The sequence below is a fragment of the Pseudoxanthomonas sp. SORGH_AS_0997 genome (assembly GCF_031453535.1).
Taxonomy (GTDB): domain Bacteria; phylum Pseudomonadota; class Gammaproteobacteria; order Xanthomonadales; family Xanthomonadaceae; genus Pseudoxanthomonas_A; species Pseudoxanthomonas_A winnipegensis.
On record NZ_JAVIZI010000001.1, the window covers coordinates 1,826,919 to 1,847,359 of the forward strand.

The window sequence follows — 20,441 nt, forward strand, 5'->3', positions numbered from 1 at the left end:
ATGCGAATCGAGACATACGGCCAGTCGATGGAAGTCACCCCCGCACTGCGTGACTACGTCGAGACGAAACTCAAGCGCCTTGAACGACATTTCGACCAGCCGCTCGAATGCCGCACGCAACTGGGGTTCTCCAAGCCCGACTACGTGGCCGAAGCCACGATCAACTTCTCCGGCCGCACGCTGCACGCCGACGCCGGCGCCGAGACCATGTACGCGGCCATCGACATCCTGGCCGACAAGCTGGACCGGCTGGTGCTCAAGCACAAGCGCAAGCAGATCGACCGCCAGCGCGGCCGCGGCGAGAACGCCGACTGAGCCTGTCCCGGCCACGATGCATCCTCACCAGACGGCGGCCCTTCGGCCGCCGTCTGCGTTATGGCGCCGCGCCGTGCGGCCGCGCGCGTGGATGTGTCACCGGCACGTCGTATCATCGCGCTTCGATGCCGCTTTCCCCGACGCCATGAATTCCAGCATCACCGCCAGCGAGCTGTTCGAGCAGATGAAGGACAAGCTGGGCCTGCGCTGGATCGCCGGGCGGGCCGGCGGTAAGCGTCAGATCGACACCGCCGGCAAGGTCAAGCGCCGGCCCTCGCTGGCCGGCTATCTCAATGCGATCTATCCCAACAAGGTGCAGATCCTGGGCACCGAGGAGCTGGCCTGGCTGGACGGGCTGGATTCGCGCCAGCGCTGGGAGACCATCGAGAAGATGATGGCCGACCGGCCGCTGGCGCTGGTGATCAGCAAGAACCAGTCCTGCCCCGAGGACCTGCGCGCCACCGCCGAGGAGACCGAGACCCCGCTGTGGGTCTCGCCGCGCCGCGGCCACGAGTTGCTCAACTTCCTGTCCTACCACATGGCGCGCACGCTGGCGCCGCGGGTGACGCTGCACGGCGTGTTCATGGAGATCTATTCCATCGGCGTGCTGATCACCGGCGAGGCCGGCTCGGGCAAGAGCGAGCTGGCGCTGGAACTGCTGACCCGCGGCCATCGCCTGGTGGCTGACGATGCGCCCGAGTTCACCCAGATCGCCCCGGACGTGCTCGATGGCACCTGCCCGGAGCTGCTGCAGGATCTTCTGGAAGTGCGCGGGCTGGGCGTACTCAACGTGCGCGACATGTTCGGCGACACCTCGGTGAAGAAGAACAAGTACCTGCGTCTGATTGTGCACCTGACCCGGCCGATGACCGAGCCCGGCGTGCACGGCTACGACCGCCTCACCGGCGACTCGGGCGCGCGCCACGTGCTGGACCTGGACGTGCCGCTGATCACCCTGCCGGTGATGCCCGGCCGCAACCTGGCGGTGCTGACCGAGGCGGCCACGCGTCTGCACATCCTGCGCACCAAGGGCATCGACCCGGCGGCGATGTTCATCGCCCGCCACAGCAACCTGCTGGAGCGCAGCACGCCATGAGTCAGGCCCCGACCGACGAAGGCAGCAAGCCCGCCGAGGCGACGCAGGCACCGTTCGTGCTGATCGTCAGCGGCCTGTCAGGCTCGGGCAAGTCGGTGGCGCTCAAGACGCTGGAGGACCTGGACTACTACTGCGTGGACAACCTGCCCATCGAGCTGCTGCCGGACTTCATCCGCAGCCTGATGCGCGAGGACGTGCTGCCGCAGAAGGTCGCCGTGGGCATCGACGTGCGCAACCGCCACAGCGATCTGTCCAGGCTCTCGCTGTGGCGCGCGGCGGTGGGGCGGCTGGGGCTGGACGCCAAGCTGGTGTTCTTCGATTCGGAGGACGCGGTGCTGCTGCGCCGCTACTCGGACACGCGCCGGCGCCATCCGCTGAGCCATACCGGCCTGTCGCTGCCCGAGGCGATCGCGCGCGAGCGCCAGGTCACCCAGCCGCTGCGGCTGGAGGCGGACCTGGTGATCGACACCAGCCAGCTCAACGTGCACCAGCTGCGCCGCCGCGTGGTCGGCGAGTTCGCCTTCGACAGCCGCGACGCGCCCTCGCTGCTGTTCGAATCCTTCGCCTACCGCCGTGGCGTGCCGGCCGATGCGGACTTCGTGTTCGACGCGCGCGTGCTGCCCAACCCGCACTGGCAGCCCGAGCTGCGCCCGCTGACCGGCCGCGACGCCCCGGTGCGCGAATACCTCGAGGCGCAGGACGACGTGCAGCGCTATGTGCAGCAGGTCAGCGAATTCCTGGACACCTGGCTGCCGCGCCTGCGCGGGGAGACGCGCAGCTACGTGACCGTGGCCTTCGGCTGCACCGGCGGCAAGCACCGCTCGGTCTTCCTCACCGAGCGACTGGCCGAACACGCCCGCACCCAGGGCTGGGACCAGGTCGCCACCTTCCACCGCGAACTGGACTGACGCGCTAAGCGTGCGCCAACGCGTGCTGCGGCGCATCGCGGGACGGAGAAAACCGTGATCCCAGGTCGATGCACGCGGCATCAGCCTGTTAATGTTGTCACCATGACCTGTGGCGTCCTGCTCATCACCCATCCCGGCATCGGCCCCTCGCTTCTGGCGGTGGCCGGCGGCATGCTGCGCAACCTGCCGTTGAAGGCCGAGGCCTTCGAGGTGCCCTTCGACGCGGACCTGGACGCGCTGCTGCCGCAGGCCTCGGCCGCGCTGCGGCGCGTGGACGGCGGCGAAGGCGTGCTGGTGTTGACCGATGTCTACGGCGGCTCGCCGAGCAACCTGGCCGCCCGCGTGGCGCGCCTGGGCACGCCGGTACGGCGCGTCTCGGCGCTGAGCCTGCCGATGCTGCTGCGGGTAATGAACTACCCCGAACAGGGACTGGACGAACTCCCGGCCACCGCGGCGGCCGGCTCACGAAATGGAGCCATCCTCGACGATGCTTGAGCGCGAACTCACCGTCTCCAACGCCTTAGGGCTGCATGCGCGCGCCACCGCCAAGCTGGTCCAGGTGGTCTCGCCCTTCCGCAGCCACGTGACCCTGGCCGCCAAGGGGCGCCAGGTCAACGCCAAGAGCATCATGGGCGTGATGCTGCTGGCCGCCGGCAAGGGCACCCAGGTCACCGTGCGCACCGACGGCGAGGACGAGGCCGCGTGCATGCAGGCCATCGTCGACCTGTTCGAGCGGCGCTTCGACGAGGACGCCTGATGAGGAAACTGCTGCCGGGCCACGGGGCTTCGCGCGGCAGTGCCCTGGGTCGCGCGCGTGTGCGCCTGCCGCACGCGCTGGACGTGGCCGAGCAGCGCATCCGCGCGCGCGAGGTCGATGAGGAGCTGGCCCGCCTGCACGGCGCCATCGACGCGGCGCGGGCGGAAATGCGCGAGCTGCGCACGCGCCTGCACGGCGCGCTGGCGCGCGAGGTCGGCGAATTCCTCGACCTGCACGCCCTGCTGCTGGACGATCCGGAGCTGCTGCAGGGCCTGGACGACCTGATCCGCAAGGGTCGCTACGGCGCCGACTACGCCCTGCGCCTGCAGCGCGACCGGCTGGCGGCCGTGTTCCGCGACATGGACGACGCCTACCTGAAAAGCCGCATGGACGATCTGGACCATGTGATCGGGCGCATCCATGCCCATCTGCACAGCCGCGCCATCGATCCGGAAGGCCTGGCCGGCGAGATCCTGGTCAGCGATACGGTGGCCCCTTCCGAACTGGCGCAGCTGCAGGCCCAGGGCGTGGTGGCGGTGGTCACCTCCACCGGCAGCCCGCTCTCGCACAGCGCCATCCTGGCGCGCAGCCTGCACATGCCGCTGGTGGTGGGCTGCAGCGCGGCGCTGGCCAAGATCAACGACGGCGATGCGCTGATCGTCGATGGCGAGACCGGCGAGGTGGTGGTAGAACCCTCCGCCGCGGACCTGCGCGAGTTCCGCCAGCGCCTGAAAGACCTCAAGCGCGAGCAACGCGAGCTCGGCCGCCTGCGCAGCAAGCCCACCCGCACGCGCGACGGCGTGGACATCGCGCTGCACGCCAACGCCGAATCGCGCGAGGACGTGGCCCAGGCCCATGCGCTGGGCGCGGCCGGGATCGGGCTATACCGCACCGAATTCCTGTTCCTGCAGCGTGCCGAGCTGCCCAGCGAGGAAGAACAGTTCCACACCTATCGCGACGTGGTGCTGGGTATGAGCGGGCGGCCGGTGACCATCCGCACCCTGGACCTGGGCGCGGACAAGGCCGACCGCACCGGCCTGGCCCTGCGCGGCGAGGCCAACCCGGCGCTGGGCCTGCGCGGCGTGCGCCTCTCGCGCGCGCATGGCGAGGTGTTCGACACCCAGCTGCGCGCCATCCTGCGCGCCTCCGGCTACGGCCCGGTGCGCGTGCTGGTGCCGATGGTGGCCATCCGCGAGGAACTGCTCGACGTGCGCAAGCGCCTCAAGCGCCTGGCCCGGCAGCTGGTCAGGGAAGGCCACGAGATCGCGGCGCAGGTGCAGATCGGCGCGATGATCGAGGTGCCGTCGGCGGCGATCTGCGTGGAGCACTTCATCGACCTGGTCGATTTCCTCTCCATCGGCACCAACGACCTGGTGCAGTACCTGCTGGCGGCCGACCGCAACAACGATGCCTTGGGCGAGCTGTACTCGCCGCTGCGCCCGGCGCTGCTGCATCTGCTCGACGGCGTGCTGCGCGCCGGCCGCCGCCACGGCAAGCAGGTCGCGGTGTGCGGCGAGATCGCCGGCGACCCGGCGATGGCGCCGATCCTGCTGGCCCTGGGGCTGGAACACTTCAGCCTGCATCCCTCGCACATGCTCGAACTGCGCCGCACCATCCGCGGCCACGACCGCGGCGCCCTGCTCAAGGCCGCCCCCGCCCTGCTCAAGGCGCGCGACCGCAGCGGCATCGAGCGCTGGCTGACGAAGGCAGGAGCGAACAACGAGACGTGAGTGCAGGCCGGTGCTTCGCCTATGCCTCCATGCTCTTCACGCACTCATGGCTTAAAAGCGATAATGCCGCGATGAACACCTGACCTGCAGCGCATCGTCCATCGGCGAGGCGGTGCTTCCACCGACCGCACAGGGGCCATGCGCATGGCAGAAGCCGTCCGCCACGACAAGACCGCACGCCAGCTGCGCCTGCTTTCCGATGCGCTGGACAGCGGTCGTCTGGGGCCGGTGCGGCGCCTGGTCAACACGCTCTCGCCGGCCGAGATCGGCAACCTGCTCGAGTCGCTGCCGCCCGGCAAGCGCGAGGTGGTCTGGGGCCTGGTCGATCCGGAGGACGATGGCGAGGTGCTGGTCCACGTCGGCGAGGAAGTGCGCGAAAGCCTGCTGGCCGAGATGGACCCCGACGAAATCGTCGCGGCGGTCGAGGACCTAGACATCGACGACCTGGCCGATCTGGTCGAGGACCTGCCCGACACGGTCATCGACGAGGTCCTCAAGTCGATGGACCGCGAGAACCGCGAGCGCCTGGAGCAGGTGCTGTCCTACCCTGAGGACAGCGCCGGCCGCCTGATGAATCCCGACGTGGTCACGGTGCGGGCCGACGTCAACATCGAGGTGGTGCTGCGCTACCTGCGCCTGCGCGGCGAACTGCCCGACCACACCGACTACCTGTTCGTGGTCAGCAAGAAGCATCAGTATCTGGGCCGCGTGCCGCTGGCCGCGCTGGTGACCCACGAGCCGTCCACGCCGATCAACCGCCTGATCGACGACGAGCAGCCGGCCATCGACGTGGAGGAGCGCTCGGAGGAAGTCGCGCGCAAGTTCTCCGACCACGACTGGGTCTCGGCGCCGGTGGTGGACGACAACAACATCCTGATGGGCCGCATCACCATCGACGACGTGGTCGACATCATCCGCGACCAGGCCGAGCACCAGGCCATGAGCGCGGCCGGCCTGGACGAGGACGAGGACTTGTTCTCGCCGATCCGGCGCGCCTTCCGCCGGCGCATGCTGTGGCTGGGTATCAACCTGGGCACCGCCTTCATCGCCTCCTCGGTGGTCAGCCAGTTCGAAGGCACCATCGCCAAGATCGTCGCGCTGGCCGCGCTGATGCCGATCGTGGCCGGCATGGGCGGCAACGCCGGCACCCAGGTGCTGGCGCTGATGGTGCGCGGCCTGGCGCTGGGACAGATCGGCGCCTCCAACGTCTACGTGCTGCTGCGCAAGGAGCTGGGCGTGGCGCTGATCAACGGGCTGGGGCTGGGCACGCTGCTGGGCCTGATCGTGTTGGTGTGGTTCCGCCAGCCTGGCCTGTCGCTGGTGATCGGCACCGCGCTGACCCTGAACCTGCTGACCGCCGCGGCCGGCGGCGTGGCCGTGCCGCTGGCGCTCAAGCGCATGGGCTTCGACCCGGCGCTGGCCGGCAGCGTGATCCTGACCACCCTCACCGACGTGATGGGCTTCATGAGCTTCCTCGGCCTGGCCACCCTGGTGCTGCTGTAAAGACCTCATGCTGCGCAGCTCCATGCATCGGCCGGCCCACGCTGTCACCATGGATCGCCATGAACCGTCTCGCCGCCCTGCTCCTGCTGTGCCTTGCCCTCGCCGCCTGCGCTTCCAGGCCTGAGACCGTGTCCGGACGCTTCGTCGAACGCAGCGTGCAGGTCGATGGTGCGACGCATCGCTACCAGGTGTTCGTCCCCTCGCCCGCCGCCTATCAGGGTGCGCCGGCGCTGGTGTTGTTCCTGCATGGCTCGGGCGAGCGCGGCCGCGACAATCGCAAGCAGCTCGACGCCGGCCTCGGCCCGTATCTGCAGCGGCACCGGCGCGACTTCCCCGCGCTGGTGGTCCTGCCGCAGGTGCCCGACGAGGAGGAATGGACCGACACCAACGCACGCGTCGCGCTGGCCGCGCAGGCGGCGACGCTGGCCGAGTTCCAGGCCGATCCCGCGCGCGTCTACGCCACCGGCATCTCGATGGGCGGCTACGGCACCTGGGAAGTCGCGCTGCTGGCGCCGGAGCGGTTCGCCGCGCTGGCGCCGGTGTGCGGCGCGGTGCATCCGCCGCGCCCGCAGCGGCCGAGCCTGCGCGTCACCCCGGTCGACGGCCTGGCCGATCCCTATGCCGCCATCGCCACGCGGCTGGGCGGCACGCCGATCTGGATGTTCCATGGCGCGCAGGACGATATCGTCCTGCCAGAAGACGACCACCGGCTGGTGGCCGCCTTCGAGGCCGCCGGCCATCCGGTGCGCTACACCGAGTATCCGCACGGCAATCACAACGTCTGGGATGTCACCTACGCCGACCCGGCGCTGTGGGCCTGGCTGTTCGCCCAGCGCCGCCCGTAGCGCCGCCCGCCACACCCGCCGCCGGACCGGTGGCGTATAACGACCCACGCCACTTTCCCCGGAGCCACCCCATGAAGCCCCTGCTCAAGTCCGCCGCCCTGGCCCTCGCGCTCACCTTGGCCTCGACCGCCTCGGCCGCGCTGAAGACCGGCGCTGTGGCCCCCGCCTTCAGCGCGCCGGCCTATCTGGCCGGCAAGCCTTTCACCTTCACCCTGGCCGATGCGCTGAAGAAGGGCCCGGTGGTGGTGTACTTCTTCCCCGCCGCCAACACCGCCGGCTGCAACCTGGAGGCGCACCTGTTCTCCGAGGCGGTGGATCAGTTCAAGGCGCATGGCGCCACGGTGATCGGCGTGACCGCCGGCAACACCGACCAGCTGGCTGACTTCTCCAAGAACACCGAGACCTGCGGCGGCAAGTTCCCGGTGGCGGCCGACGCGGGCGCCAAGATCGCCGCGCAATACGACGCCACCCTGGCCGAGAAGCCCGGCTGGTCGGACCGTACCTCGTACGTGATCACGCCGCAGGGCAAGGTCGCCCACGTCTACTCCGACCGCAGCCCCAAGCTGCATGTGCAGGAAACGCTGGATGCGGTGAAGGCCCTGGAGCACAGCGCGCACTGAATGCTGCAACGCATCACGTTCCCGGAAGGCCCCGCCCGCGCGCGGGGCCTTTTTCTTGCATGGGAGTCTGCATAATCGGGCCAAGGGGAGAACCGTCGCATGTCCAAGGCCAGGGCCATCCTGTGGATGCTGCTGTGCTGCGCCATACCTGCCACGCAGGCTGCGGCCGGCGCCGCGGCGAGCGTGCGTCCGCTCGATCTCACCGATCTGGAGGCGCCGGCCTTCACCAACTTCGGCCAGGACGAGGGGCTGCCGGACGCCGGCGTGTCCTCGACCTGCGTGGACAGGAATGGCTTCGTCTGGGGCGCCACGCCGGCCGGCGTGTACCGCTACGACGGGCGCCGCTGGATGGCGGTGGACGAGCCAGCGCTACGGCACTCGGCCACGCATGTGTTCGTCGACCACGGTGGGCGGGTGTGGGCGGCCTTCCGCAATACCGGCCTGGCGGTCTATGACGGCAAGCGCTGGCAGGCGGCCAACACCGACACCGGCCTGCCCTCGAACCAGATCAAGCATTTCGCCGAGACCACCGACCCCAGCGGCGAGGTGGTGCTGTGGGCGCTGACCTGGGATCACGGCCTGATGCGCCTGCGCGACGGGCGCTGGGAGCTGGATCCTGGGAATGCCTCGCTGCCGGCCGACCCGCTGCGGTCGATGGCCCAGACCCGGCAGCTGGGCGTGCCCGGCCGGCAGTGGCTGGGCACCAACGCGCGCGGCCTGTGGTACCGCGATCCGGGCCAGGTCGCCTGGCGGCGCTGGGAAGGTCATCAGTTCGACGTGGCCCAGGTCGAGGACCTGATGCCGGTCATGCAGCAGGGCCGCGAGGAACTGTGGATCTCCACCTACACCGGCGGCCTGTGGCGCATGCGCACCGACGGCCTGCGCCACTGGAGCCACGACCACGACGGCCTGCCCAGCAACGTGATCTACAACGTGGCCAATACCGCGCTGCCGGACGGCAACCGCGCGATCTGGGTGGCCAGCCGCGCCGGCCTGCTGCGCCTGCACGAGGACACGCTGCAGGTGTTCAACCGCCGCCACGGCCTGCGGTCGGACGTGATCCGCGACGTGATCGCCTGGCGCAGCCCCGACGGGCTGGACGTGCTGTGGATGGCCAGCGACTGGGGCGTGACCCGCACCGTGCTGGGCGCCAGCCCCTGGGTGATCGCCTCGCTGATGGGCTCGGACGGGCTGGGCGTGTTCGGCTTCCTGGTCGAACCCGACGGCCAGGGCGGCGAGCGGCTGTGGGTCAGTTCCTCGGGCGAAGGCCTGTCGCTCTACCAGGGCCGCCAGTGGCACCACTTCGGCCAGGACGAGGGGGTGCCGCCGGACGCCAACATCGGCTCGGTGATCGCCACCCACGACGAGGCCGGACGCAGCACCTACTGGGTCAGTCTGCGCGGCGGCGTGGTGCTGCGCAGGCCGCCGGGCCAGTCGCGCTTCGCGCCGATCGCCACCCCCTGGAAACACACCGAGGGCGAACTGCTCTACGACACGCTGGTGCGCACCTACGAGGGCCGGCGCGAGCAGTGGTTCGCCACCCGCGAGACCGGCCTGTACCGGCTGCGCGACGGCGCCTGGACGCGCTTCCCGCCGCCGGTGAGCAGCGCCCCCTGGCGCGCGCTGCGGGTGCTGGACGTGGTCGATGCGCAGGGTCGTTCGTGGCTGTGGGCGGCCACCAACCACGGCCTGGCGCGCTTCGACGGCACACGCTGGGACACGCTGGGCACGGACCTGGGCCTGACCGACACCAACGTCATCGGCCTGAGCCTGATCCCCGACGCCGGGCACCGCCAGATCCTGTGGCTGGGCACCAGCAGCGCCGGCGTGGCGCGCGTGGACATCAGCGACCCACGCCAGCCCCGGCTGCTGCCCGAGCCGCTGCCGCCACCGCCCGACCCCAGCGTCTACAACGCCCAGGTCGACAGCAAGGGCCGGGTCTACCTGTGCACCAACAACGGCGTGCAGCTGCTCACCCCGACCGCGCGCGGTTATGAGAGCCGCATCTTCGGGCGCCACGACGGCCTGCTGCACCAGGAATGCAACTACGTGCAGTTTCTGGACCGGCACGACCGCTTCTGGACCGGCACGCTGGGCGGGCTGGCCGTCTATGACCCACGGCGTGAGCTGCACGACACCCAGCCCAAGCCGCTGCGCGTGACCGGCCTGCGGATCGACGGCCGCCCGGTGGCCGGGCCCGCGCTGGAGGTGCCGCCGGGCAAGCGCGAGCTGCGCATCGACTACGCGCTGCTGTCCTGGTTCCGCGAGGCCGACTCGCGCTTCCGTACCCAGCTGCTCGGCTACGACGCCGCGCCGGGCGACTGGACCGAACAGAATTTCCGCAGCTTCAACGCGCTGCCGCCGGGCCACTACCGCCTGCGCGTGGAGGCGCGCGACCACGCCGGCAACCTCAGCACGCCGGTGGAGGTGCCGATCACCATCCAGGCCGCGTGGTGGCAGACGCCCGGCGCGCGGGTGGCCGCGGGGTTCGCCGTGCTGCTGGTCGGCTACGGGCTGGCGGCCTGGCGCACGCGCCGCCTGCGCGAACAGCGTCGCGTGCTGGAACAGCGCGTGCGCGAGCGCACCGCCGAACTGCACGAGGCCAACGAACGCCTGCGCACTCTGTCCTACCGCGATGAGCTCACCGGCCTGGACAACCGCCGCCGGCTGCTGGAAGTGGTCTCGCCCTCGCCGGACGGGCCCCTGCCACGCGCCCTGATCCTGCTGGACGTGGACCACTTCAAGCGCTTCAACGACCGCTTCGGCCACCCCGCCGGCGACGAGGCGTTGCGCCAGGTCGCCGCGGCCATGCGCGACTGCGCCGGCGCGCAGGCCACCGTCGCCCGCCACGGCGGCGAGGAGTTCGCCTGCGTGCTGCCGACCACCGACGCCCAGCACGCGCTGGACGTGGCCGAATGCATCCGCAAGGCCGTGGCCGCCTGCGAACTGCGCGTGCCCGGCCAGGACGCGCCCTGGCACATCACCATCAGCGCCGGCGTGGCCATCGCCATGGTCCGCACCCGCGAGGACACGCTGCGGCTGTTCAACGACGCCGACCTGGCGCTGTACCAGGCAAAGCACGAGGGCCGCGACCGGGTGCAGCTGCATCGTCCGCTGTAGGCACGCGTCTCGGGGCCCGTCTCCGATGCGCTGGGGCGCGACGTGGTCGTCGACATGCCGCCGGGTTCGAAACGCCCAGGCCCGCAAAGGCGGCACCTTGACCCCCGGCAATCTGCCCCCTACATTGACGGCAAGTTGCCGTAAGGCCGCAGGAGGTGCATCTTGTCCACCATCGTCGAAGAAGTCGCACGAAAGCTCGGCGGACCGTCGGTGCTGGGGCGCGATATTCGCTCGCAGGCCGACCTGGCGCTGCTGGTGCGCCATCGCTTGCCCTTGCTCGCGCTGCGCGGGCTGACGCAGGCCGGGATCAGCGAGCAGGAAATCGAACGCTTCGTCATCCCGCAGCGCACGCGACGCCACCGGGCAGAGAAGGCGCAGCCGCTGACCGTGGAAGAATCGGACCGCGCGGTGCGGCTGCTCCGCATCCAGACCCTGGCCGAAGACACCTTCAAGGACACGCACAAGGCGCATCTCTGGCTGCGTAAGCCCTTGGGGATACTGAGCCATGAGATCCCGCTCGATGTCGCCCAGACCGAGGCCGGCGCCCGGCTCGTGGAAGCCGTGCTGGCCAGGATCGCCTGGGGCGCCGCCGCCTGATGCTGCTGTGGCGTTTGTCCGGCGAGGACTTCGCCCAGGTCTTCGATGGGGGTTACGGGCTGCTGTACGACGGCCGCTGGAACACCGTCGGGCATGCGCTCACCTACTGCGCCACTTCTCCGTCCCTGTGCGTGCTGGAGAAGCTGGTCCACATCCAGGACCCCGAGCTGATGCCGCCGCAGGTCATGGTGCGCTACGAGGTTCCCGATGACCTCGCGATGGAAACGATCGAGGTGACCTCCCTGCCGCCTGGATGGCGCCTGGACGAAACGCTGACCCAGCAGCATGGCGATCGCTGGCATGAGGCCAAGACGGCACCGCTGCTGCGCGTCCCATCGGCGACCGTGCCCCTGGACGGTGCGCCGGACCGGAACGTGCTGATCAACCATCGCCATCCGCAGACGGCGGGGATCAGGCTCCTGTCCATCGAGCCGTTCGACCTGGATATCCGGCTGTTCTGAGCCGGAGCGGTCGTAGGGCGACTTTGCCTTCGCCGGCCGACGCGTCGCATCGCAAAGCCCATCGCACGCTCTAGGATGTCGTCCCCTTTCCGGCAATCCGTCGCCATGTCACAGACCACCCCTTCGGTGCTGTTCGTCTGCACCGGCAACATCTGCCGCTCACCCACCGCGCAGGCGCTGCTGCTGCGCAAGGCGGCCGCGCAGGGCATCGAGGTGGACACCGACAGCGCGGCAGTCACCGACGAGGAAGTCGGCAATCCGCCCGACCGTCGTGCCCTGCAGGAGCTGCAGCGGCGCGGCGTGCCCATGCCCCCGCATCGGGCCCGGCTGATCGAGCCGCGCGACTACCGCCATTTCGACCTGATCCTGGGCATGACCGCCCAGCATGTCCGCGCCATCGAGCGCCTGGCCCCGCCCGATGCGCGCGCCCGGATCGGCCTGCTGATGGAGTACGCGCCAGGTCAGCGCGCGGTCGACGTCCCCGATCCCTGGTACGGCGGCCCGCAGGACTTCATGAAGGCCTTCGACATGATCGAGGCCGGCGTGGACGGTCTGCTGCGCAGCTGGACGCTGGCGCGCGACTGAGGCGGATCGATCTCAACAAAAAAACCCGCGGCACGGGGCCGCGGGCTTGGCATTGCGTCGTCACGCACCGGCCGCTTGGCGGGGCGATCCGGATCGCAGGCTTACAGCGCCTGCATCGCCTTGTTGGTCTTGTCCTCGGTCTTGACCGGCACTTCGGGCTGCGGCTGCACCGCGGGCTCGGCGGCCGGGGCGGGCTGCAGGCCGGCGTTGTCCGGCACCTCGATGTAGGGCAGGTGCAGCGTCTGACTGGTCATGCGCCGGATCCGGTTGGTCAGCGCCGCGCTCTTGTTGAGCTCCTGGCCGTAGCTGGGCACGATCTGCTCCAGCTTCTGCTTCCAGCCGGCTTCCATCTGCTTGGGGAAGGCCTGAGCCATCAGCTTGAGCATGATCGGCGGCGAGGTGGACGCGCCCGGCGAGGCGCCCAGCAGCGCGGCGATGGTGTCGTCCTGGTCGGTGACGATCTCGGTGCCGAACTGCAGGCTGGTCTTGCCGGTCGCCGGGTCGCGCTTGATCACCTGCACGCGCTGGCCGGCGGTGATCAGCTTCCAGTCCTCGCGCTTGGCGTTGGGGTAGTACTTGACCAGTTCGGCCTGGCGATCGGCGTCGGTCAGCTCGGCCTGCTGCAGCAGGTACTTGACCAGGTCCAGGTTCTCCTCGCCGACCTTGAGCATGCCGCCCACGTTGTGCTGGTTGACCGAGGAATACAGGTCCCACTGCGAACCGGCCTTGAGGAACTTGGTGCTGTACAGCGCGAAGGGCCCGAACAGCACGACCGGCTTGCCGTCCAGCTTGCGCGCGTCGATATGCGGCACCGACATCGGCGGCGAACCGGTGTCGGCCATGCCATAGACCTTGACGTCGTGGCGGCCGGCGATGGCCGGCGCCTGGAAGGCCAGGAACTGACCGCCCACCGGGAAGCCGGCATAGTTCTTCGCCTCGGGGATGCCCGACATCTGCAGCAGCTTCAGCGCCGCACCGCCGGCACCGATGAACACGAAGCGCGAGCGTACCGTGCGCAGCTGGTCGGACTTGAGGTCGCGCACGGTGACGTTCCAGGTCTTGTCCTGGTTCTGGTGCAGGCCCTGCACCTCGTTTTGCAGGTTGAGGTGGAAGTGCGGGTTCTTCTGCAGGGCCGCGGTGAGCTGGTTGGTGATCACGCCGAAGTTCACGTCGGTGCCCAGCGGCATGTAGGTGGCGGCCACCTTCTGCGCCGGATCGCGGCCTTCCATCACCAGCGGTGCCCAGGCCTTGATCTGCGCCGGATCGGTGGAGTACTGCATGCCGTAGAACAGCGGATTCTTGACCAGCGCGTCGTGGCGCTTGCGCAGGTACTCGATGCGGTCATCGCCCCAGACGAAGCTCATGTGCGGGGTGGGATTGATGAAGTCCGACGGGGTTCCCAGCCGGCCCTCGCGCACCTGGTGCGACCAGAACTCGCGCGAGACCTCGAACTGCTCGGCGATGCCGACCGCGCGCTTGGTCTCGATGGAGCCGTCGGGCAGCTCCGGGGTGTAGTTGAGCTCGGCGAAGGCCGAGTGTCCGGTGCCGGCGTTGTTCCAGCCGTTGGAGCTCTCCAGCGCCACGCCGTCCAGACGTTCGAACAGCTGCACGTTCCAGTCCGGCTCCAGTTCCTGCAGATAGGTGGCCAGGGTGACGCTCATGATGCCGCCGCCGACCAGGACCACATCGACCGACTGGTCGCTGTCGGGCTTGGGGCCGGCCACGTTCTTGATGGGCCAGAACAGGAAGACGACGCCGACCACCAGCAACAGCAGGACGGCGCCGAGAAGGAATTTGAGGAATTTTTTCATCACGTATGGGGATCGCGGGGGGAGACGAGTACGACTGAGCGGGAGGGCGTGACGCAAAAACGTCACTGCACGCCACATCCTGTATCGCGCGGACATCAAACCACAGCGCTCCGGACGATACTGCGTCAAAGGGTCTTCCTGTCCCGTTGGGTGGGATGCGATCCCGTCTTGAACCTCGATTTGGGTGCCGCCGGGTCGTCCATGTAAGGCAACCGGCCTCGATGCGTGGCCTTCACAGACGGCTGACAAGACCGCTGTCATTGATGCAGCACGTTCCACGAGATACTTATGACGACACTGCGTAGCTCCAAGGCCATGCCGCCGGATATCGAATTCTCCCGCCCGCGCGAGGACAAGCGCGCCGCGCAACGCCAACTGCAGGACCGCCTGGATGCCTTCGAACGCGCCGGCGGCCGGGTCGAAAAACTCGGCAACACGCCGCTGCGCAAACGCGGCTGATTGCCGAAGCTGCACCACCATCGAGCGCTTCTTCCCAGCTGAGCTGATCTCTTTCGATAAGCCAGCTGTGCTCATCCCTCTTAGTGGGAGCAACTGTCTCCTCAAATCTCAGAGGCCTGCATGTAGAGCGGAGCTTGTGGCAATCCCCTTTTGGGGACTCCGCTGCTCTTCGGTCGATGCGTGGGGAAGGCTCCAGCGGAGCAAGCTCCGCTCTACAGGGGGCGCCATGGCGGCGATGAGGCCCTGCCGGGAAAGCCTCATCGCCGCCATGGCGGCTTCCACGGATGTCACTGCTTGTGCGGGCAATCGACTGCGATCAATTACCTGCTTACAGCGCTGCCCCAGCAACAACTGATCCCCAAGCTCGCCCACTCAGCCAGCGGCATGCCGCCATCGCCTAGAATGCGCGCCCCTGCCGGCGTTTGCGCCGTTCCTCGGCGCTCGCCGTCCGCTCGAAGTCCTCGATGAATCAGCTCGCCCATTGCGTCCTCCACTACGCGCGCAGCCTGTGGGAGACCCAGCAGTTGCTGCCACCGGGCGACGCCGCCGACACGCATGCCGCAGCGCACGCGCGCGCCAACCTGCATCTGGCCAGCCTGGCCGGCTCGGTCGCCGCATTGACCGAGGCGCAGCGTGTGGACCTGGCGCGCGCCGCGCTGCGCGGCTGGCCGCTGCACGTGGCCGGTACCGTCGAAGACGCACCCGATCCGGTACGCCTGGCGCTGATGGCGGGCCGCGCTCCGACGCCGCTGCACGCGCTGCCTGCCGGGCTGACGCCGTGGATCGACGCCTCGCTGGCCGCCATCGCACTGCGCAGCCTGCGCTACGCGCTGGAACTGACCGCGCTGCTGCCCGACCCGACCCGCCAGCCGCTGCCCGATGACACCTCGCCGCAGTTGCTCAGCGCCGCGGCGGCCTTGGACGAGCAGCAGGCCGTGTTGTGGGACGCCATCGAGAAGGTCGGCGCCGACGAAGCGGCGCAGCTGGCCGACGCCGCGCGCGCCATGCTCGACAGCGCCGCGCCGGGCAGCCAGGACGCCGAACTGCTGGCCTACTTCGCCAGCGGCATGTTCGCCCAGCGCACCTGCGCGCACCGCTGAAGCGCACCGCCGCACGCCGCCGAAGGCCTCCGCCTGCCCACGCATGACTTCCGGCAGTCACTGCCGACAGGGCACGGGCGGTAGCTTGCACTCACTCTCAATGTGCGCGCAGGCGCGGGACCGCCGGTGGCAACCCAAGGATCGATCGCGCGCTGGACCGGGGCGGTGTACCTGGTCGTGGTACTCACCGGCATATTCAGCCTGGCCTATGTGCCGGGCCAGCTGCGCGCCGTGGGCGACCCCAGCGGCATGCTCGAACATATCGTGGCGCGGCAGCGGCTGTTCCAGGCCGGCATCGCATCCTTCGTACTGGAGCAGTTGGCCTTCCTGGCGCTGCCGTTCCTGCTCCACCGCCTGCTGCGCCACGTGCAGCGCACCCTGGCCGCCGCGATGGTGGTGCTGGCGGTGATCGCGGTGCCGATCGCCCTGATCGCCGCCGCCCATCGACTGGATGCGCTGACCGCGCTGACCGATCCGGGCCTGGACGCGGTCTCGAGCAACCTGCGCGAGGCCCTGGCCCTGCATTCGATGACGGCCTACCGGAACGCGATCTTCATGGCGACCCTGTTCTGGGGCCTGTGGCTGCTGCCGCTGGGGCTGCTGGTCTATCGCTCGCGGCAATTGCCGCGCGTGCTGGGCGCCGCGCTGATCCTGGGTGGTCTTGGCTATGTGTGCAACGTGTTCGGCGCGCTGCTGGTACCGGGCTACGACCAGGGCGCCTTGTCGAACTACGCGACCCTGCCGGCGGCGTTCGGCGAGATCGGCCTGTGCCTGTGGCTGCTGCTGTTCGGCATGCGACCGGTCGCCTCCACCCTGACGGACACGCTGGAATGAGCTCCCTTCTGCAAGACGCGCCCGTCCCTGTGCGCCAGCGCCTGTCGGCGGCCTGGGGCGCGCTGATGCTCTGCTATCTGTATGGCGACTACTTCGGCCTGTACACGCCGGACAAGCTCAAGGGCATGCTCGCCGGCGAAGGCCCGGTCGGCGCCTACAGCGAGGGCTCGCTGGTCGGGGTCTGCCTGATGATGGCGGTGCCGGCGCTGATGGTGCTCGGCGCGCTGCTGCTGCCGGCGCGCCTGTGCCGCTGGCTCAACGTGCTGCTGGGCATGGCCTACACCGCGATCATGCTGCTCACCCTGCCCGGCGCGCGGCCGTATTACCTGGTGCTGGGCGGGATCGAGATCGTCCTGTCGCTGAGCATCGCCGTCATCGCCCTGCGCTGGCCGCGCGCGAGGGCCTGACCAACCGGCCGCACGGACCGGCGCGGGCGTCGCCCGGGCCGGTCCGTGATGCAGGCGGCCTCAGGCGCCGGGGACGGCGCTGTTGTTGGCGCGGTCGGCGTCGGGCAGCACGTGGTCGGGGTCGATCGTCACCTTGGACACCGGCTTGCGCGTGGCCAGCAGCAGTTGCGGCGCGGCGCGCTGGATCCAGGTCTCCACCGGCACGCGCCGATCCTCATGCGTGCCATCGGTGTAGTCGATGCGCAGCGTCGCCGGCATCACCAGCTTCTGCCGGTTCTCCAGCGTCACCGCCAGGCCCTTGGCCGCATCGCCATCGACGTACCTGGCCGCGCTGATGCCCAGGTCCAGCTGCCAGTTGTTGAAGTACCAGCCGCGCCACCACCACGACAGGTCCTCGCCGGCCTCGCTTTCCATGAAACGGAAGAAGTCCGACGGCGTGGGGTGCTTGTAGGCCCAGGTGGCGATGTACTTGCGGAACGCCGGATCGAAGCGCGCCGGCCCCAGGATCTGCTCGCGCAGCAGCACCAGGCCCAGCGCGCCCTTGAAGTAGGTCACCGGATGGCGGTACTTCTCGCTGGTCGCATCGGCCAGGTCCATCAGCGTGGGCGCGTCCTTGTCGGCCAGCACCGGCAGGATCTCATCGACCGGGTTGCCGCCCTTGGGCGCGTATTCGCCGTCGCGCTTGGGCGCGTACTCGCCGTGGTTGAAGGCGTCGGAGGCGTAGACGTCGATGAAGGTGTTGAAGCCTTCGTCCATGAAGGCATGGCGGCGCTCGTTGGAGCCGACGATCATCGGGAACCAGCCGTGGCCCAGCTCGTGCGCGGTGATCCAGAACAGCTTGTCGTCCTTGTCCTCGTAGCCGTCGAACACGATGCCGGGATATTCCATGCCGGCGCCGTGGCCGCCCAGGTTGACCGCGACCGGCCACGGATAGGCGTACCACTTGTCCGAGAAGTGCTCGATGGCGCCCTTGACGTATTCGGTCGAACGCACCCAGTTGGCCGCGCCTTCCACCGGGTAGACCGACATGGCCAGCGCCTGCTTGCCGGCCGGCAGGTTGATCCGCGCCGCGTCCCAGACGAACGCCGGCGAGGCGGCGAAGGCCACGTCGCGGGTGTGGTCCATGTGGAAGCGCCAGGTCTGGGTGCCGCTGCGCACGGGCCGGCTGGCCGGGTCGGTGACCTCCTCCGGGGTGCGGATCATCACCGTTTTATCGCTGGCCTGCGCCTGCTTGAGCCGCGCGCGCTGGGTGGCGGTGAGGACCTCATCGGCATTGGTCAGCGCACCGGAGCCGGCGACGATGTAGTTCCACGGCACGGTCACCGCGTAGTCGAAATCGCCGTACTCCAGGTAGAACTCCGAGCCCAAATAAGGCTGCGTGTCCCAGCCGCGCAGGTCGTCGTAGACGGCCATGCGCGGATACCACTGGGCGATCTCGAAGATGTCGCCGTTCTTGGTCGGGGTGACCGCGGTGCGTCCGCCCCACTCGCCCGGCACCACGTAGCGGTAGGCGATATGCAGCTTGAGCACGCCGGTCCTGGCGGCCAGGTCGGTCGGCAGGTCCACGCGCATGCGCGTGTCGTCGACCAGATACCGCACCGGCACGCGCTTGCCGCCCTGCTCGACCTCGACGCTGGCGATGGTCATGCCGTCGCTGCCGGGCGAGGTGCGCCCCGGGCGCGCGGTGCGGGTGCTGGCCGCGCGCGAGTCGGCGCGGTAGATGTTCTGGTCCAGCTGCAGCCACAGCACGTCCAGCGCGTCGGGGCTGTGGTTGCTGTAGGTGATGGTCGCCTCGCCGCTCAGCGTGTGGCTGGCCGGGTCGATGCTGGCCTTGAGCGCGTAATCGGCGCGGTTCTGCCAGAACAGCGGGCCGGGCTTGCCGGCGCCGCCGCGCACGGCCGTGGCCGGCGTGGGCAGCTGCAGCGGGGCGAAGGCCTCCAGCGGCTTGAAGCCGGTGTCCTGGGCGGCGGGCTCGGCGGCCTGCGCGGCCACGCAGGCCAGCAGGGAGGACAGCAGGACCAGGGCGTGCAGCCCACGGCGACGGGACGCGGTCATGGCGTGGCGGGATCCGGACGGAGAGGGGGACTTCGAATCCTACCTTGCAGTCCGGTCAGGTCATGGGCCATTGGTCCTGGGCGCGGCCCGCCGCGGATGGCCTAGAACGGTTTGGCCAGCACCAGATAGACGATCACCACCAGCCCCAACACGGGCAGCTCGTTGAACCAACGCAGCGCCCGCCCCGAGGGCAGCGCGCCGCCGCGCGCCACGCGCTTGAGCCAGCGCCCGGATACCACGTAGTGCGCCAGCACCAGCACCACCAGCGCCAGCTTGGCGTGCAGCCAGCCGCTGCCGGGACCGACCATGGTCGGGAAGTCCGGGATGAAGCGGTAGCCCAGCCACAGCACCAGACCCAGCACCAGCGCGATGCCGAACATCATGTGCCCGAAGCGATACAGCCGCCGTCCCATCAGCACCAAGCGCGCCTGCACCTCGGGCTGGCCGGCGCTTTCGGCCAGGTTGACCAGGATGCGCGGCAGGTAGAACACCGCCGCCATCCACGCCACCACGAACACCACATGGAGGGTCTTGACCCAGAAATAAGCCTGCATCGAATCGGCTCCGTGGCGCGCGCAGCTGCGAAGAGGCGATCATTGTCGCTCATCCCTTCCCAGGCCCGCATCTTGGACAAGCGCTACGACGCCGCCTATTTCCAGCACTGGTATCGCGGCGGCGACATCGGCGGCAGCGCGCGGCTGGCGCGCAAGGTCGCCCTGGCGGTCAGCTGCGCCGAGTACTGGCTCGAACGCCCCATCCGCACGGTGCTGGACATCGGCTGCGGCGAAGGCGCCTGGCGCGCGCCGCTGCGCAAGCTGCGGCCCAAGGCGCAGTACCTGGGCTTCGACAGCAGCGACTACGCCGTGCGCCGCTTCGGCGCGCGCCGCAACCTGCACCTGGCCGCCTTCGGCGATTTCCAGTGGCTGCGCCCGTGCGCGCCGGTGGACCTGCTGGTGTGTTCGGACGTGCTGCACTACCTGCCCGACGCCGAACTGCGCCGCGGCCTGCCCGGCCTGGCCGAGCTGTGCGGCGGGTTGGCGTTCCTGGAGACCTTCGCCGCGGAGGACGCGTTCGAGGGCGACCACGTCGGCTTCCAGGCGCGGCCGGCGGCGTGGTACCGGCGCCAGTTCAGGCGCGCCGGGCTGCGCGCGGCCGGCTCGCACTGCTGGCTCGGCCCGGCTCTGGCCGCCGAGGCGGCGGCGCTGGAAGCCAGCCCCTGAGCCGGTCCGCGGCGCTTT

21 protein-coding genes are annotated in these 20,441 nt (G+C 69.5%); 18 read left to right on the plus strand and 3 right to left on the minus strand.

The genetic code is table 11. From position 1 onward, the window contains the following. The 13 genes from raiA to QE438_RS08215 all read left to right on the plus strand — a co-directional run bounded on the left by raiA (position 1) and on the right by QE438_RS08215 (position 12,537). Complete coding sequence (gene raiA, locus QE438_RS08155) at positions 1 to 315, plus strand: ribosome-associated translation inhibitor RaiA (RefSeq protein ID WP_130520998.1); 315 nt, start codon at positions 1 to 3, stop codon at positions 313 to 315. A 145-nt stretch (positions 316 to 460) separates the two neighbouring features. Further along, positions 461 to 1,411 (plus strand): HPr(Ser) kinase/phosphatase, encoded by a 951-nt coding sequence (hprK, locus tag QE438_RS08160; RefSeq protein WP_130521000.1) that lies wholly within the window; start codon positions 461 to 463, stop codon positions 1,409 to 1,411. Next, positions 1,408 to 2,319: an RNase adapter RapZ gene (rapZ, locus tag QE438_RS08165; protein ID WP_306991228.1), complete on the plus strand. Its 912-nt coding sequence runs from the start codon at positions 1,408 to 1,410 to the stop codon at positions 2,317 to 2,319. The genes hprK and rapZ overlap by 4 nt, the downstream gene beginning before the upstream one ends. Before the next feature lie 102 nt (positions 2,320 to 2,421). Next, positions 2,422 to 2,814, plus strand: a complete 393-nt coding sequence (locus QE438_RS08170) for a PTS fructose IIA subunit family protein (RefSeq protein WP_130521004.1) — start codon at positions 2,422 to 2,424, stop codon at positions 2,812 to 2,814. Next, a complete protein-coding gene (locus tag QE438_RS08175; protein WP_130521006.1) occupies positions 2,807 to 3,076 on the plus strand; it encodes an HPr family phosphocarrier protein in 270 nt (89 codons plus the stop codon). Before QE438_RS08170 ends, QE438_RS08175 begins: the two co-directional genes overlap by 8 nt. Continuing rightward, positions 3,076 to 4,806, plus strand: coding sequence for a phosphoenolpyruvate--protein phosphotransferase (ptsP, locus tag QE438_RS08180; protein ID WP_306991223.1), 1,731 nt, complete (start codon positions 3,076 to 3,078; stop codon positions 4,804 to 4,806). Before QE438_RS08175 ends, ptsP begins: the two co-directional genes overlap by 1 nt. A 144-nt stretch (positions 4,807 to 4,950) precedes the next feature. Then, entirely contained in the window at positions 4,951 to 6,309 is a 1,359-nt protein-coding gene (gene mgtE, locus QE438_RS08185) for a magnesium transporter (protein WP_130521010.1), read from the plus strand. A gap of 59 nt (positions 6,310 to 6,368) precedes the next feature. Beyond that, on the plus strand, positions 6,369 to 7,154 hold the full coding sequence (locus QE438_RS08190) for a PHB depolymerase family esterase (RefSeq protein WP_306991221.1): 786 nt from the start codon (positions 6,369 to 6,371) through the stop codon (positions 7,152 to 7,154). A 71-nt stretch (positions 7,155 to 7,225) separates the two neighbouring features. Continuing rightward, positions 7,226 to 7,774 (plus strand): redoxin domain-containing protein, encoded by a 549-nt coding sequence (locus QE438_RS08195; protein WP_306991219.1) that lies wholly within the window; start codon positions 7,226 to 7,228, stop codon positions 7,772 to 7,774. 99 nt (positions 7,775 to 7,873) lie between these two features. Next, the gene (locus QE438_RS08200) at positions 7,874 to 10,894 is read left to right on the plus strand and encodes a diguanylate cyclase (protein ID WP_306991217.1); all 3,021 of its coding nucleotides are present in this window, start codon (positions 7,874 to 7,876) and stop codon (positions 10,892 to 10,894) included. A 162-nt stretch (positions 10,895 to 11,056) separates the two neighbouring features. Continuing rightward, positions 11,057 to 11,491: an antitoxin Xre/MbcA/ParS toxin-binding domain-containing protein gene (locus QE438_RS08205; protein WP_306991215.1), complete on the plus strand. Its 435-nt coding sequence runs from the start codon at positions 11,057 to 11,059 to the stop codon at positions 11,489 to 11,491. After that, on the plus strand, positions 11,491 to 11,952 hold the full coding sequence (locus QE438_RS08210; protein ID WP_306991213.1) for an RES family NAD+ phosphorylase: 462 nt from the start codon (positions 11,491 to 11,493) through the stop codon (positions 11,950 to 11,952). The genes QE438_RS08205 and QE438_RS08210 overlap by 1 nt, the downstream gene beginning before the upstream one ends. Before the next feature lie 105 nt (positions 11,953 to 12,057). Continuing rightward, a complete protein-coding gene (locus QE438_RS08215; protein ID WP_306991211.1) occupies positions 12,058 to 12,537 on the plus strand; it encodes a low molecular weight protein-tyrosine-phosphatase in 480 nt (159 codons plus the stop codon). Between the two features lie 101 nt (positions 12,538 to 12,638). Here the strand turns inward: QE438_RS08215 and mqo are convergent, their stop codons facing one another. Further along, positions 12,639 to 14,348, minus strand: a complete 1,710-nt coding sequence (mqo, locus tag QE438_RS08220; RefSeq protein WP_306991209.1) for a malate dehydrogenase (quinone) — start codon at positions 14,346 to 14,348, stop codon at positions 12,639 to 12,641. 288 nt (positions 14,349 to 14,636) lie between these two features. Here mqo and QE438_RS08225 point away from each other — a divergent pair, with 288 nt between their 5' ends. From QE438_RS08225 to QE438_RS08240, 4 genes are all read left to right on the plus strand, one after another. Continuing rightward, complete coding sequence (locus QE438_RS08225; RefSeq protein ID WP_165394473.1) at positions 14,637 to 14,807, plus strand: hypothetical protein; 171 nt, start codon at positions 14,637 to 14,639, stop codon at positions 14,805 to 14,807. A 464-nt stretch (positions 14,808 to 15,271) separates the two neighbouring features. Then, positions 15,272 to 15,907, plus strand: coding sequence for a hypothetical protein (locus tag QE438_RS08230; RefSeq protein WP_307183963.1), 636 nt, complete (start codon positions 15,272 to 15,274; stop codon positions 15,905 to 15,907). A 126-nt stretch (positions 15,908 to 16,033) separates the two neighbouring features. Next, positions 16,034 to 16,741 (plus strand): DUF4386 domain-containing protein, encoded by a 708-nt coding sequence (locus tag QE438_RS08235; RefSeq protein WP_306991202.1) that lies wholly within the window; start codon positions 16,034 to 16,036, stop codon positions 16,739 to 16,741. Continuing rightward, positions 16,738 to 17,148: a DUF6326 family protein gene (locus QE438_RS08240; protein WP_306991200.1), complete on the plus strand. Its 411-nt coding sequence runs from the start codon at positions 16,738 to 16,740 to the stop codon at positions 17,146 to 17,148. Before QE438_RS08235 ends, QE438_RS08240 begins: the two co-directional genes overlap by 4 nt. A 60-nt stretch (positions 17,149 to 17,208) precedes the next feature. Here the strand turns inward: QE438_RS08240 and QE438_RS08245 are convergent, their stop codons facing one another. Both QE438_RS08245 and QE438_RS08250 read right to left on the minus strand, forming a co-directional pair. Further along, positions 17,209 to 19,203, minus strand: coding sequence for a M1 family metallopeptidase (locus QE438_RS08245; protein WP_306991197.1), 1,995 nt, complete (start codon positions 19,201 to 19,203; stop codon positions 17,209 to 17,211). 101 nt (positions 19,204 to 19,304) lie between these two features. Further along, on the minus strand, positions 19,305 to 19,757 hold the full coding sequence (locus QE438_RS08250; protein ID WP_130521047.1) for a CopD family protein: 453 nt from the start codon (positions 19,755 to 19,757) through the stop codon (positions 19,305 to 19,307). A 72-nt stretch (positions 19,758 to 19,829) separates the two neighbouring features. On the opposite strand from QE438_RS08250, the gene QE438_RS08255 reads away from it, so the two are divergent. Next, positions 19,830 to 20,423 carry a class I SAM-dependent methyltransferase gene (locus tag QE438_RS08255; protein WP_306991195.1) on the plus strand — a complete coding sequence of 198 codons (594 nt, stop codon included), beginning with the start codon at positions 19,830 to 19,832 and terminating at the stop codon, positions 20,421 to 20,423. Positions 20,424 to 20,441: the final 18 nt, after the last annotated feature.

Coding starts and splice junctions, on each gene's coding strand:
- QE438_RS08250 (WP_130521047.1), bottom strand. CDS start 19,757: ATGCAGGCTTATTTCTGGGTCAAGACCCTCCATGTGGTGTTCGTGGTG.
- QE438_RS08170 (WP_130521004.1), top strand. CDS start 2,422: ATGACCTGTGGCGTCCTGCTCATCACCCATCCCGGCATCGGCCCCTCG.
- QE438_RS08225 (WP_165394473.1), top strand. CDS start 14,637: ATGACGACACTGCGTAGCTCCAAGGCCATGCCGCCGGATATCGAATTC.
- mqo (WP_306991209.1), bottom strand. CDS start 14,348: ATGAAAAAATTCCTCAAATTCCTTCTCGGCGCCGTCCTGCTGTTGCTG.
- rapZ (WP_306991228.1), top strand. CDS start 1,408: ATGAGTCAGGCCCCGACCGACGAAGGCAGCAAGCCCGCCGAGGCGACG.
- QE438_RS08240 (WP_306991200.1), top strand. CDS start 16,738: ATGAGCTCCCTTCTGCAAGACGCGCCCGTCCCTGTGCGCCAGCGCCTG.
- QE438_RS08210 (WP_306991213.1), top strand. CDS start 11,491: ATGCTGCTGTGGCGTTTGTCCGGCGAGGACTTCGCCCAGGTCTTCGAT.
- QE438_RS08200 (WP_306991217.1), top strand. CDS start 7,874: ATGTCCAAGGCCAGGGCCATCCTGTGGATGCTGCTGTGCTGCGCCATA.
- QE438_RS08190 (WP_306991221.1), top strand. CDS start 6,369: ATGAACCGTCTCGCCGCCCTGCTCCTGCTGTGCCTTGCCCTCGCCGCC.
- QE438_RS08230 (WP_307183963.1), top strand. CDS start 15,272: ATGAATCAGCTCGCCCATTGCGTCCTCCACTACGCGCGCAGCCTGTGG.
- QE438_RS08215 (WP_306991211.1), top strand. CDS start 12,058: ATGTCACAGACCACCCCTTCGGTGCTGTTCGTCTGCACCGGCAACATC.
- ptsP (WP_306991223.1), top strand. CDS start 3,076: ATGAGGAAACTGCTGCCGGGCCACGGGGCTTCGCGCGGCAGTGCCCTG.
- hprK (WP_130521000.1), top strand. CDS start 461: ATGAATTCCAGCATCACCGCCAGCGAGCTGTTCGAGCAGATGAAGGAC.
- QE438_RS08245 (WP_306991197.1), bottom strand. CDS start 19,203: ATGACCGCGTCCCGTCGCCGTGGGCTGCACGCCCTGGTCCTGCTGTCC.
- raiA (WP_130520998.1), top strand. CDS start 1: ATGCGAATCGAGACATACGGCCAGTCGATGGAAGTCACCCCCGCACTG.
- mgtE (WP_130521010.1), top strand. CDS start 4,951: ATGGCAGAAGCCGTCCGCCACGACAAGACCGCACGCCAGCTGCGCCTG.
- QE438_RS08175 (WP_130521006.1), top strand. CDS start 2,807: ATGCTTGAGCGCGAACTCACCGTCTCCAACGCCTTAGGGCTGCATGCG.
- QE438_RS08195 (WP_306991219.1), top strand. CDS start 7,226: ATGAAGCCCCTGCTCAAGTCCGCCGCCCTGGCCCTCGCGCTCACCTTG.